A 15,215-nucleotide genomic window follows, 5' to 3' on the forward strand; every position below is an offset into this window, starting at 1 on the left:
TCAAGCCGGGCCCCCGAATTCCTTACGGATGAGGTCGAGGACCTCATCGGCACTGGCGTCGTCCAGCACGTCGTTCGCCTGCGTCTCGTCCGTCCCAGCCAAGCGGGCCAGCATGCCCTGGAGCCGGGCGGCGACGTCCGCCCGTTCGCGCTCGTCCGGTTCGAGCCGCAGCAGCCTGGCCTCCAGCCGGTCGAGATCCGCGGCGACATCGATCGGCCCCTCGGTCTCCTCCGGCAGCAGCAGGCCCCCGAGGAAGGCTCCGAGCGCCCTGGGCGTCGGGTGGTCGAACACCAACGTGGCAGGGAGGTTCAGGCCGGTCTCGTGGTGCAGGATGTTGCGGAACTCCACCGCGATGAGCGAGTCGAACCCGATCGAGCGGAAGTCCTGCTCCGGTGCGATGGCGTCGGCGCTGTCGCGGCCGAGGGCCGTGGCGGCACGGGCGCGGACCATGTCGAGCAGCATGCGATGCCGCTGCGCGGCGGGCAGGGCCGCGAACTCCCGGCGCAGGTCGGCGGCGCGGTCCTCGGTCGTCACCGTTCCCGGGACCAGGGCGGCGCCCTCCGGCAGGTCGCGTACGAGCGGATTCGGACGGTTCCCCGAGAACCTGGGCGCGAACGTGTGCCAGTCGATGTCCGCGACCACGAGGTGCGGCTGGTCGTCGCCGATGGCCCGGGCCAGCGCCCGTACCGCCGCACTCGGGTCCATGGCCGGCACGCCGCTGCGGCGCAGCCGGTCCGTCACGACCCGGCTCGCGGCCATGCCTTCGTGCGCCCACGGACCCCAGGCCACCGATACGCCCGGCAGCCCCCTGTCGTGCCGACGCTGCATCCACGCGTCCAGGAAGGCGTTCGCGGCCGCGTAGTTGCCCTGGCCGGCGCTGCCGAGGGTGCCTGCCAGCGAGGAGAACGCCACGAAGAACTCCAGGTCCCGGGTGAGCTCGTCCAAGTGGACGAGGCCGGACACCTTCGCCTCCAGGACGGTCTCGAACCGCTGCCGTGTGAGGGAGTCCAGCGTGCCGTCGTCCAGTACGCCCGCGGCGTGCACGACGCCGATCAGCGGAGCGTCCGCCGGAATCTCCGCCAGCACCGCGGCGAGCGCGTCCCGGTCCGCCACATCGCAGGCCGCGACGGTCACCTGGGTGCCCAGCGCGTTGAGTTCGGCGACCAGCTCGGCGGCGCCGGGCGCGTCCGGGCCCCGGCGGCCGGTCAGCAGCAGACGGGTCACGCCGGCTTCGGCGAGCCACCGTCCGACGACCGCGCCAAGGGCGCCGGTTCCGCCGGTCACCAGCACCGTTCCGGGACCCGACGGCGACCACGACGGCTCGGTGCCGTCGGCGGCGTCGGCACGGACGAGGCGTCGGACGAGGACGCCGCCCGGACCTCGCACCGCGACCTGGTCCTCGCCCAGCGTGCCGCCCAGCACACCGGCCAGCGTCCGTGCGGCAGCGGCGTCCACGGTGTCCGGGAGATCGATCAGGCCGCCCCAGCGCTGAGGGTGTTCCAGCGCGGCGACTCGGCCGAGGCCCCACACCTGCGCCTGGTCGGGACTGTCGAGCGCGTCGCCCGGGGCTGTCCGGACGGCGCCGCGGGTCAGCGTCCACAGCGGCGTCTTCATGTTCGCGTCGCCGAGGGCCTGCAGTGTCACCAGGGCCGCGGCCACCGCCGGTGACACGGCGGGGCCGGCGGCCTCCGTGCGGTCGGCAGCGGCGATCAGCACGGTCCCGGCCACGTCGGGCACGCCGTCGGTCGCTTCGAGGATCCGGGCCGCGAGCGAAGCACGGTCGAGTTCCGCCTCGCCGAGCGCGATGTCGATGATTCCCGCTCCCCCGGAGCGGATCGCCCCGCGCACGCCCTCGGCAAGGTCGTCGTCGGTTCCGTCAAGGGTGACCACGAGCCAGGACCCGTCGAGTTCGCCGTCGGGGACGGGGACCGGCTTCCAGGTGACCTGGTAGCGCCAGTTGTCGAGCACCGAGTCCTGGCGGCGCAGTCGGCGCCACGAGGAGAGCGCGGGCAGGAGCTCACCGAGTACCTGCGACCGGTCGCCGAGGCGGAGCGTTCCCGCGAGCTCGTCCAGGTCCTCGCGCTCGACGGCCTCCCAGAACCGGGACTCCACGACGTCTCCGGACAGCACCGGCGACGCCGCCGGGGTCGGCCAGAACCGCTCCCTGTGGAAGGCGTACGTCGGCAGTGCGACCCGACGGCCACGCGGCAGGACGGTCTGCCAGTCCACCTCGACGCCGACCGTCCACAGGCGGGCCAGCGCGTGCAGCGCCGTCTCGGTCCCGCTCCGGTCGCGGCGCATGACGGGCGTGAAGAGAGCGTCCGAGACCGACTGTGCAGCCATTCCGCACAGCACACCGTCCGGTCCGACTTCCACGAACCGGGTCACGCCGTGGTGGTGCAGGGTGTCGACACCGTCGGCGAACCGGACCGCTTCGCGGACCTGCCCTACCCAGTAGTCCGGGGTGGACATGAGCCCGGGCTCCGCGACGATGCCGGTCAGGTTCGACACGATCGGGATCCGCGGCTCCTGGAACGTCAGCCCCTCCAGTACGACGGTGAACTCGGCGAGCATCGGCTCCATCAGCACCGAATGGAAGGCGTGCGAGACCGTCAGCCGACTCGTCTTGCGGCCTTGGGAGGTCCAGTACGCCGCCAGTTCCTCGATCACGTCGGCAACACCCGACACCACGACGGACGTGGGGCCGTTGACCGCGGCGATGTCCAACCGGCCCGACACCGCCTCGGCCACTTCGGCCTCGGAGGCCTGCACCGCCAGCATCGCCCCACCGGACGGAAGCGCCTGCATCAGACGACCACGCGCCGCCACCAGCGTGCAGGCATCCGCCAGGGACAAGACCCCGGCCACATGCGCCGCCGCGATCTCACCTATCGAGTGGCCGAGCAGGAAGTCCGGGACCACGTTCCAGGACTCCAGCAGCCGGTACGAAGCCACCTCGACGGCGAACAGGCCCGCCTGCGCCCACACCGTCTGATCGAGATCAGTGCTCTCGAACACCACGTCCCTGACCGGCCGGTCGAGAAGCAGGTCGAACTCCGCGCACACCGCGTCGAACGCCTCCGCGAACACCGGATGCGACCCGTAGAGGTCGCGGCCCATCCCGACCCGCTGCGCCCCCTGGCCCGTGAACAGGAACGCCGTACGTCCCTCACGCGCGGTGCCTGTGACAACGCCTGCCGAGAGCGCGCCCGAAGCCAGCGCCGCGGCGCCCGGCCGCAGCGCGTCCCGGTCGTCTCCGAGCACGACCGCGCGGTGGGCAAGCCCGGCCCGCCCCGTCACCAACGACCAGGCCGCTCCGACAAGGTCGAAGTCGGGACGGGTGTCCATGTGCCCGACGAGCCGCTCCGCTTGTGCCCGCAGCGATTCGGCGTTCTGGGCCGACAGCAGCCACGGCAGCGGCCCGCCCGCCGGAGCCGGGGCCGGCGCGGACGCCGCCTCACCGACAGCCGACGGCGCTTCCAGGATGATGTGGGCGTTCGTACCGCTGATACCGAAGGACGACACACCCGCCCGGCGCGGACGGTCCACCTCGGGCCACGGCCGGGCCTCCGTCAGCAGCTCCACCGCACCCGCCGACCAGTCCACCTGCGGCGAAGGTTCCTCCACGTGCAGGGTGGCCGGCAGGACGCCGTGGCGCAGTGCCTGCACCATCTTGATGACACCGGCCACACCGGCGGCGGCCTGGGTGTGCCCGATGTTCGACTTGACCGACCCCAGCCACAGCGGCCGGTCTTCGGGCCGGTCCTGACCGTACGTCGCAAGGAGCGCCTGCGCCTCGATCGGGTCGCCGAGGCTGGTACCCGTACCGTGCGCCTCCACGGCGTCCACCTCGGACGGTGACAGCCCGGCGTTCGCCAAGGCCTGCCGGATCACGCGCTGCTGAGACGGGCCGTTCGGCGCCGTCAGACCGTTGGACGCACCGTCCTGGTTTACCGCGCTGCCTCGGACCACCGCCAGAACCTCATGGCCGTTGCGGCGCGCGTCCGACAGACGCTCGACCAGCAGGACGCCGACGCCCTCACCCCAGCCGGTCCCGTCCGCATCGGCCGAGAACGCCTTGCACCGGCCGTCGGCCGCCAGACCGCCCTGTCGGTCGAACTCGGTGAAGACACCCGGCGTGGACATCACCGTGACACCGCCGGCGAGCGCCATCTCGCATTCGCCGCGCCGCAGTGCCTGCGCCGCCAGGTGCAGGGCGACCAGCGAGGCAGAGCAGGCGGTGTCGACCGTCATCGCCGGGCCTTCGAGCCCGAAGGCGTACGCCACGCGACCCGAAAGGACCGCCGCCGCGTTGCCCGTGGCGACGTGGCCTTGGACCTCGTCACCCGATGCGGCCAGGAGGGTCGGGTAGTCCTGACCGTTCGTGCCCGCGAAGACGCCCACGGACCGGCCCCGCGCGGACCGCGGATCCATGCCGGCGGACTCGAACGTCTCCCAGACCGTCTCCAGCAGGAGTCGCTGTTGCGGGTCCATGGCGAGGGCCTCGCGCGGCGAGATCCCGAACAGGCCCGCGTCGAACTCCACGACGCCGTCGACGAACCCACCGCGCCGCGCGTACGAGCCCGAGTGCGCGGCGGCATCCCAGCCCCGGTCGGCGGGGAAGTCCGTCATGGCGTCGACGTCGTCTGACACCAGGGACCACAGGGCCTCCGGCGATCCGGCGCCTCCCGGGAAGCGGCATGCCATGCCGACGATCGCGATCGGCTCGTCCTCGCCCCCGGCGGCGGCCGGAGCCGGAGTCGGTGCGGAGCCGGTCGTGCTGTACAGCTCGGCGAGGAGGAACTCGACCAGGGCGGTGGGGGTGGGCTGGTCGAAGACGAGTGTGGCCGGCAACGTCAACCCGGTCCGGGCACCGATGAGGTTCCGGAAGGTCATCGCGGTCAGCGAATCGAACCCGATGTCGCGGAACGCCCGGCCGGGCTCCACCATCTCGGTCGATACGTGTCCCAGTACCGCTGCCGCGCTTCCGCGGATCAGGTCCAGCAGTACCCGGCCACGCTGGGCGACCGGAATCGCCTCCAGGCCCTCCGGTCCGGCCTGCTCGTCCTCGACGTGACCGGGCCGGCCGGCTTCGGGAAGGTCGGCCAGCAACGGGCTGACGCGTGCGCCGGTGAGAGCGGCCGACATCCGAGTCCAGTCGACATCGGCGATCGCCACGAAGTCCTCACCGTGGTCGACGGCGCGGCCCATCGCCTCCATCGCCAACTGCGCGTCCATCGGCCTCAGTCCGGCCCGGCGCACACGGTCGACCACTGCGTCCTCGGTGGCCATGCCGTGTTCCGCCCAGGCGCCCCAGGCGATCGACAGTCCCGCAAGGCCGCGGTCCCGACGCCGCTGGATCCACGCGTCCAGGAAAGCGTTCGCCGCAGCGTAGTTACCCTGCCCCGCACTCCCCAACGAACCCGCGATCGACGAGAACACCACGAACAAGTCCAGATCCAGACCCGCGGTCAACTCATCCAGCACCACCAGACCACCGGCCTTGCCCGCCAACACCCCCTCGAACCGCTCCGGCGACAAACCATCCAGCACACCGTCATCCACCACACCCGCCGTATGCACCACACCCCTCAACGGCACATCCGACGGAATCCCCCCCAACACCCCCGCGAGCGCGTCCCGATCCGCCACATCACACGCCACCACCGTCACCCGCGCACCCAACGCGGACAACTCCCCCACCAACTCCTCAACACCCGGCGTATCCCAGCCGCGACGACCCGTCAACACCAGATGCGGCACCCCACGACCCGCCAACCACCGAGCCACCTCACCACCCAACGCACCCAGACCACCCGTCACCAGCACCGTCCCCGACGGCACCCACGACGACCCACCCCCCACAACCCCCGACCCACGCACCAACCTGCGCCCGAACACCCCCGACGAACGCACCGCAACCTGATCCTCACCACCAGCGCCGGCCAAAACCCCTACCAGACGCCGCCCCACACGCTCATCCACCACCAACGGCACATCAACCAAACCACCCCACACATCGGGCAACTCCAACGCCGCAACCCGACCCAAACCCCACACCTGCGCCTGCACCGGACTCACCAAACGATCCGCACGACCCACCGACACCGCACCAACCGTCACCGACCACACCCGAGCCCGAACACCCACATCACCCAACGCCTGCAACAACACCAACGACCCAGCCACACCACCCGAAACAACCGAACCCGAGACATACGGCCCCTCGGCCAGCGCCAACAGCGACACCACACCGACGACCGGCCCCACCTCCGCCAGCCGCGCCGCCCACACCTCCCGATCAGCACCATCGAGGACACAACGCACCACGTCCCCACCCGCCGAACGGATCGCCGCCTCCACCTGACCGACCACCGCCACCGCCCCGACAACCGCCGGAACCACCACCAACCACCGACCCGACAACCGGGCCTCCGGCAGACCCGACAACGGCTTCCACGTCACCCGATAACGCCACGACCCGATCACCGACTCGCGGCGCCGCAACTGTCGCCACGACGACAGCACCGGCAGGACGGAGCCCAGCGCGTCCGGGGTCTCGGCGATGTCGAGAGCCTCGGCGAGTTCGCCGAGATCCTGGTTCTCGATCGCCTTCCAGAATCTGGCTTCGTCCGGGTCCGCGGCGGCAAGCGTGCTGGTGACGGCTGCCTTGGGCCAGTACCGGTCCCGCTGGAAGGCGTACGTCGGCAGCGGTACGCGTACCCGACGGCCCTGGGGCAGCACCCGTGACCAGTCGATCTCGGCACCGGACGTCCACAGAGCGGCCAGTGCGCTCAGTACGGTCTCGTGCTCGTCCCGGCCCTTACGCAGCAGGGGCGCGCAGACCACATCAGGAAGCATCTGGCCGGCAAGCGCACTCAACACGCCCTCCGGTCCGACTTCCACGAACCGGGTCACGCCGTGCTGGTCCAGGGCGTCGACCCCGTCGGCGAAGCGGACCGCTTCGCGGACCTGCCGTACCCAGTAGTCCGGGGTGGACATCAGCCCCGGCTCCGCGACCGTGCCGGTCAGGTTCGACACCAGCGGAACCTGGGGCTCCTGGAACGTCAACCCCTCCAGTACGGCGGCGAACTCGGCGAGCATCGGCTCCATCAGCGCCGAGTGGAAGGCGTGCGAGACCGTCAGCCGGTGCGTCTTGCGGCCCTCGGCCGACCACCGGACCGCGAACTCCTCGATCACATCGGCAACACCCGACACCACGACGGACGTGGGGCCGTTGACCGCGGCGATGTCCAACCGGCCCGCCACCGCCCCGACCACCTCGGCCTCGGAAGCCTGCACCGCCAACATCGCCCCACCGGACGGAAGCGCCTGCATCAGACGACCACGCGCCGCCACCAGCGCACAGGCATCCGCCAGGGACAAGACCCCGGCCACATGCGCCGCCGCGATCTCACCTATGGAATGACCCAGCAGGAAGTCCGGGACCACGTTCCAGGACTCCACCAGCCGGTACGAAGCCACCTCGACCGCGAACAGGCCCGCCTGCGCCCACACCGTCCGATCGAGATCAGTGCTCTCGAACACCACATCCCTGACCGACCGGCCAAGCCTGACGTCCAACTCCGCGCACACCGCGTCGAACGCCTCCGCGAACACCGGGAACGCCTCATACAGACCCCGGCCCATCCCGACCCGCTGCGCACCCTGGCCCGTGAACAGGAACGCCGTACGGCCCTCACCCGCCACACCGGACACCACACCTGCGGAGGGACGTCCATCCGCCAGTGCAGCAGTGCCTTCGAGCAGCCCCTCCCGGTCGGAACCGAGCACCACCGCGCGGTGGTCCAGCGCCGCCCGGGTCATCAACGACCCCGCAACGTCCGCCAGTACGAGATCCCGGTCTCCGGCAACGAACTCGTTCAACCGACCCGCCTGAGCGGACAACGCACCAGCCGAACGGCCCGACACCAACCACGGCACCAAACCCTGCCCGGCCGACGACTCCTCCGGCTCCTCCGCAGGCACCGCCTCCAGGATGACGTGGGCGTTCGTTCCGCTGATCCCGAACGACGACACACCCGCCCGGCGCGGACGATCCACCTCCGGCCACGGACGCGACTCCGTCAGCAACTCCACCGCACCCGCCGACCAGTCCACCTGACCCGACGGCTCATCCACATGCAACGTCGCCGGAAGCACCCCGTGGCGCAGCGCCTGCACCATCTTGATCACGCCAGCGACACCCGCCGCGGCCTGCGTGTGCCCGATGTTCGACTTGACCGAGCCCAGCCACAGCGGCCGATCACCGTCACGGTCTTCGCCGTACGTCGCAAGCAGGGCCTGCGCCTCGATCGGGTCGCCGAGGCTCGTACCCGTACCGTGCGCCTCCACCGCGTCCACCTCGGACGGCGACAAGCCGGCATCCGCCAACGCCTGCCGGATCACCCGCTGCTGGGAAGGACCGTTCGGCGCCGTCAGACCATTCGACGCACCGTCCTGGTTGACCGCGCTGCCCCGGACCACCGCCAGGATCTCGTGACCGTTGCGGCGCGCGTCCGACAACCGCTCCAGGACCAGGACACCGACGCCCTCGCCCCAGCCGGTGCCATCCGCACCGGCCGAGAACGCCTTGCACCGGCCGTCGGCCGCCAGACCGCCCTGCCGGGCGAACTCGGCGAAGGCGGCGTTGGTGGACATGACCGTGACACCGCCGGCGAGCGCCATCTCGCATTCGCCGCGCCGCAGCGCCTGCGCGGCCAGGTGCAGGGCCACGAGGGACGACGAGCACGCCGTGTCCACGGTCATCGCCGGGCCTTCGAGCCCGAACGCGTACGCCACCCGGCCGGAGAGCACCGACGCGGCGTTGCCCGTCAGGACGTGTCCGTCGACCTCTTCGTCGGAGGCCGCCAGCAGGCTGCCGTAGTCCTGGCCGTTCGTTCCCACGAAGACGCCGACGGAACTGCCATGGACGGACAGCGGGTCGGCTCCGGCGGACTCGAACGCCTCCCAGGACGCCTCAAGCAGCAAACGCTGCTGCGGATCCATGGCGAGGGCCTCGCGCGGAGAGATCCCGAACAGGGTCGCGTCGAACTCGGTCGCGTGGCTGAGGAATCCGCCTTCCGGCGCGTACGTCCGAGCCTCGGGATCCAGGTCCCAGCCACGGTCGGTCGGGAACGGGCCGACGCCGTCCACGCCGTCGGTCACGAGCTGCCACAGCTCAGCGGGGGTGCTGACGTCGCCCGGGAAACGGCAGCTCATGCCGACGATCACGATCGGCTCGTCCACCCCGGCCGTCGCGGGCGCCATCGCCTCAGTCAGGAGGGTCTGGTCGCCGAGCATCATGCCGAGCAGATGGTCGGCGAGCCGGGCCGGCGTCGGGTGGTCGAACACCAGCGTCGTCGGCAGCCGCAGCGTCGTCTCGGCGCTGAGCCGGTTCCGCAGTTCGACCGCGGTCAGCGAGTCGAAGCCCAGCTCACGGAAGGCCCGGGCGGGTGCCACCGCGTCGACGGAGGCGTGGCCGAGCACGGACGCGGCCTGGGTGCGGACGACGTCGAGCAGGATCTGCCGGCGCCGGCCTGCCGGCGCCGACGCCAGCTCGGCTCGCATCGGCGCGGGGGCCTCCTCGCGGGCGAGGGCCGGTCGTGCGACGGCTTCGGGCAGATCGGCGAGCAAGGCGCTCGGGCGGGAACCGGTGAATCCTTCGAGGAACCGCGGCCAGTCGATGTCCGCGACGGCCGCTTCGCTCTCACCGCTCTCAATGGCCTTGGCCATGGCCTGGATCGCCGTCTCCGGGTCCATCGGCACCACGCCGCCGCGCCGCAGCCGCTCGACGACCACCTCTTCGGTGGCGAGTCCGTCCTGTGCCCAGGCGCCCCAGGCGATCGACAGTCCCGCAAGGCCGCGGTCCCGACGCCGCTGGATCCACGCGTCCAGGAAAGCGTTCGCCGCAGCGTAGTTACCCTGCCCCGCACTCCCCAACGAACCCGCGATCGACGAGAACACCACGAACAAGTCCAGATCCAGACCCGCGGTCAACTCATCCAGCACCACCAGACCACCGGCCTTGCCCGCCAACACCCCCTCGAACCGCTCCGGCGACAAACCATCCAGCACACCGTCATCCACCACACCCGCCGTATGCACCACACCCCTCAACGGCACATCCGACGGAATCCCCCCCAACACCCCCGCGAGCGCGTCCCGATCCGCCACATCACACGCCACCACCGTCACCCGCGCACCCAACGCGGACAACTCCCCCACCAACTCCTCAACACCCGGCGTATCCCAGCCGCGACGACCCGTCAACACCAGATGCGGCACCCCACGACCCGCCAACCACCGAGCCACCTCACCACCCAACGCACCCAGACCACCCGTCACCAGCACCGTCCCCGACGGCACCCACGACGACCCACCCCCCACAACCCCCGACCCACGCACCAACCTGCGCCCGAACACCCCCGACGAACGCACCGCAACCTGATCCTCACCACCAGCGCCGGCCAAAACCCCTACCAGACGCCGCCCCACACGCTCATCCACCACCAACGGCACATCAACCAAACCACCCCACACATCGGGCAACTCCAACGCCGCAACCCGACCCAAACCCCACACCTGCGCCTGCACCGGACTCACCAAACGATCCGCACGACCCACCGACACCGCACCAACCGTCACCGACCACACCCGAGCCCGAACACCCACATCACCCAACGCCTGCAACAACACCAACGACCCAGCCACACCACCCGAAACAACCGAACCCGAGACATACGGCCCCTCGGCCAGCGCCAACAGCGACACCACACCGACGACCGGCCCCACCTCCGCCAGCCGCGCCGCCCACACCTCCCGATCAGCACCATCGAGGACACAACGCACCACGTCCCCACCCGCCGAACGGATAGCCGCCTCCACCTGACCGACCACCGCCACCGACCCGACAACCGCCGGAACCACCACCAACCACCGACCCGACAACCGGGCCTCCGGCAGACCCGACAACGGCTTCCACGTCACCCGATAACGCCACGACCCGATCACCGACTCGCGGCGCCGCAACTGTCGCCACGACGACAGCACCGGCAGGATCGACCTCAGTGCCCCGTCCTCCGTCAGGTCGAGGGCTTGCGTCAGTTCGGCGAGGTCCTCACGCTCGACGGCATCCCAGAACCGCGCCTCCACCGGATCACCACCGGCCGCCACCGACACCGGCTCCAACCAGTACCGCTCCCGCTGGAACGCATACGTCGGCAGACCAACCCGCCGGCCCCCGGCCACGACCGGGGTGAAGTCGACCTCCACACCCGCCGTCCACGCCTCCGCCAGCACCGCGAGCACCTGGTCCAGGCCACCCCGGCCACGCCGCAACGTGCCCACCACGGCAGCGTCGGCCCCGGCATCCTCGGCGGTCTCCTGCACACCCACCGTCAGCACCGGGTGGGGGCTGCACTCCACGAACACCGACCGGCCCGCACCCAGCAGGGCCCGCGTCGCCTCCTCGAACCGCACCGTCGAGCGCAGACTCTCGAACCAGTACCCCGCGTCCATCCCCGCCGTATCGATCGGCGCACCCGTCACCGTCGAATACAACGGAACATCAGAAGTCCTCGGCACAACCCCGGCGAGATCCTCAAGAATCCGCTCCCGGAGCCGATCCACCTGCGCCGAATGCGACGCGTAGTCCACCGGAATACGCCGCGCCCGAACCTCCCGCACCTCACACAACGCCACCAGCGCGTCCAGCGCCTCCGGCTCACCCGACACCACCGTCGACGACGGACCGTTCACCGCCGCCACCGACAACCGGCCCCCGAACGAACCGATCAACTCCCCGACCACGGCACTCCCCGCCGCGACCGACACCATCCCGCCCGTGCCCGCCAGCTCCACCAGAGCCCGACTGCGCAGCGCCACCACACGCGCACCGTCCTCGACCGACAGCCCGCCCGCCACCACCGCGGCGGCGATCTCACCCTGCGAGTGACCCACCACCGCCGACGGCTCCACACCATGCGCCCGCCACACCGCAGCAAGCGACACCATCACCGCCCACAACACCGGCTGAACCACATCCACCCGGTCCAGATCCCCGGCCCCACGCAGCACATCGCCCAACGACCACGACACGAACGGAGCCAGCGCCGCCTCACACTCCGCCAGTCGGTCGGCGAACACCGGCGACGACTCCGCCAGTTCACGCGCCATCCCGACCCACTGCGAACCCTGCCCCGGGAACACGAACGCCACATCACCGGGAACGACCCGGCCCCGCACCACACCCTCACCACCGAGCACACCCAAGCCGTCCAACATCACGGCCCGGTCCCCACCCAGCACCACCGCACGATGCTCCAGACCCGCCCGCGACAACAGCGACCGAGCCACATCGGTCGCCGAAAGGTCCGGCTCGGCCGCCACGTGATCGCGCAGTCGGCGGCCCTGTGCCACCAATGCCTCGGGCGTGTGGCCCGACACCAACCACGGGACGGGGCCGGCGGGAGCAGCCTGGGGCTCGGGTCGTTCGGCCGGGCTCGGAACGCTCTCGAGGATCACGTGCGCGTTGGTGCCGCTGATGCCGAAGGAGGACACACCCGCCCGGCGCGGTCGGTCCGTCTCCGGCCAGACACGCTCCTCGGCCAACAGCTCCACCGCACCCGCCGACCAGTCCACCTGCGGAGTCGGCTCGTCCACATGCAACGTCGCGGGAAGCACTCCATGACGCATCGCAAGGACCATCTTGATCACACCGGCCACACCCGCCGCGGCCTGCGTGTGCCCGATGTTCGACTTCACCGAACCCAGCCACAACGGCCGGCCCTCAGACCGATCTTGACCGTACGTGGCAAGGAGCGCCTGCGCCTCGATCGGGTCACCAAGCCTCGTACCCGTACCGTGCGCCTCCACCGCGTCCACATCAGAAGACGACAGCTCTGCACTCGCCAACGCCTGCCGGATCACCCGCTCCTGCGAAGGACCGTTCGGCGCCGTCAGACCGTTCGACGCACCGTCCTGGTTGACCGCGCTGCCCCGGACCACCGCCAGGATCTCGTGACCGTTGCGGCGCGCGTCCGACAACCGCTCCAGGACCAGCATGCCGATGCCCTCGGACCAGCCGCTGCCGTCGGCCGCGGCCGAGAACGCCTTGCACCGGCCGTCCGACGCCAGACCGCCCTGCCGGCTGAACTCGGTGAAGACGGAGGGCGTGGCGAGTACGGTGACGCCGCCCGCCAGCGCCAGATCGCAGTCGCCCGAACGCAGCGCCTGCGCCGCCCAGTGCATGGCCACGAGCGATGACGAGCACGCCGTGTCCACCGTGACCGCGGGACCCTCCAGGCCGAACGTGTACGCGACACGGCCGGAGGCGACACTGCCGGCGTTGCCCGTGCCCAGGAAGCCCTGGACCTCGTCGGGGACGACTCCGCCGCCGGTCGCGTAGTCGTGGTACATGAGGCCCGCGTAGACGCCGGTCCGGCTGCCGCGCAGCGCGGTCGGGTTCATGCCCGCGCTCTCGAAGGCCTCCCAGGACGCCTCAAGGAGCAGCCGCTGCTGCGGGTCCATGGCGAGGGCCTCGCGCGGAGAGATCCCGAACAGGGTCGCGTCGAACTCGGTGGCGTCGTGCAGGAACCCGCCCTCGAAGACGGCCGCGCTGCCCGCGTCGCCGCCGGTGTACACCGTGCTGACGTCCCAGCCGCGGTCGGCCGGGAAGGACGTGATGCCGTCCCCGCCGGAGGCGAGCAGGGCCCAGAGCTGCGCCGGATCGTTGACGCCTCCGGGGTAGCGGCAGCTCATGCCCACGATCGCGATCGGTTCGTCCAGGCCGACGGGACTCGTCGCGGCGACCGCCGGGCCGGTGGGTCGGCGGCCGACCAGTTCGTCCCGGATGAACTGGGCGAGGGCGGCCGGCGTGGGGTGGTCGAACACCAGGGTCGCGGGCAGTCGCAGCTGCGTGACCTCCTGCAGCCGGTTGCGTAGCCGGACCGCGAGCAGCGAGTCGAACCCGAGGTCCTTGAAGGCCCGTCCTGGTTCGATCGCGGCCACACCAGAATGGCCCAGGGCCGCGGCGACTTCGGTGGCGAGCAGCTCCGACACCGTCCGGACCTGTTCGGCGGCCGTGAGTCCGGCGAGCCGGTGCGCGAGTGCGTCGGGGGCGGCCTCGGCGGCCGCGTGCCGCAGGGCCGGGCGGACCAGGGCGCGCAGCAGGGGCGGCAAGTCCCCGTCCGGGCCGGCGGCCGGCCGCAGCCGGATCGGCAGCAGGTGCGAGCGCTCCGAGCCCACGGCCGCGTCGAACAGGGCGAGTGCGTCGGCGTCACTCAGCGATTGCGACGTACGGGCGACGCGGGCGACCTCGTCCGTGGACAGGTGCCCGGTCATCCCGCTGGCGCTCGACCACAGCCCCCATCCGAGCGATACGGCCGGCAGGCCGGCGGCGGTGCGCCGGGCGGCAAGCGCGTCCAGTACCGCGTTCGCCGCAGCGTAGGCGGCCTGGCCCTCGGGGCCGAACGTTCCCGCCGCGGAGGAGAACATCACGAAGGTGGTCAGGTCGCGGTCGGCTGTCAGCTCGTGCAGGTGCAGTGCGGCGTCGACCTTCGGCCGCAGGACCCCCGCCAACCGGTCGGGGTCGTAGGCGGCGACGGTGCCGTCGTCGATCACGCCGGCGGCGTGGATGACGCCGGAGATCGCGTGCTCGTCCAGGACTGCCGCCAGCGCGTCCCGGTCGGCCGCGTCGCATGCGACGACGGTCGCTTCCGCGCCCAAAGTCCGCAGATCTTCCACCAGTTCGGCGGCTCCGGGGCTGTCGGCGCCCCGGCGGCTCAGCAGCACCAGGCGGCGTACGTCGTGGCGGGAGGCCAGGTGTCGGGCGACGATGCCGCCCAGTGTTCCCGTGCCGCCGGTGATCAGAACGGATTCCGCCATGCGGGGCGGGGCCGTCGCGGGTGTACGGACCAGGCGGGGGGCCAGGATCCCGCCGTCGCGTACCGCCGTGCGTGGCTCCGCGTCGACGGCGAGGGGCCAGGTTCGGTCCGTGGACGTTTCGCGTTCGACCAGGACGAAGCGGCCCGGGTGCTCCACCTGCGCGGAGCTCACGAGGCCCCACACGGCTGCTCCTGCCAGGTCGGCGGCGCTGCCCACGGCCCCGTGGGTAAGGACCACGAGCCGGGATGCGTCGAGCCGGTCCTCGGCGAGCCATGCCCGCAGCAGGCCGAGGGCGTCGGACGAGATACGCAGAACGGCCTCGGCCTCCG

The 15,215-nt window shown here is 71.4% G+C and carries 1 protein-coding gene (only partly in view); it reads right to left on the reverse strand.

Going from position 1 to position 15,215, the window contains the following annotated elements:
- Window positions 1-15,215, reverse strand: partial view of an SDR family NAD(P)-dependent oxidoreductase gene (locus WBG99_RS00190; protein WP_338894320.1) — the 3' portion only. It continues 22,579 nt past the right edge of the window; the window shows 15,215 of its 37,794 coding nt (coding positions 22,580-37,794); its start codon lies off the right edge, out of view; its stop codon occupies window positions 1-3.

The sequence above is a fragment of the Streptomyces sp. TG1A-60 genome (assembly GCF_037201975.1).
In the GTDB taxonomy this organism is placed as follows: Bacteria; Actinomycetota; Actinomycetes; order Streptomycetales; family Streptomycetaceae; genus Streptomyces.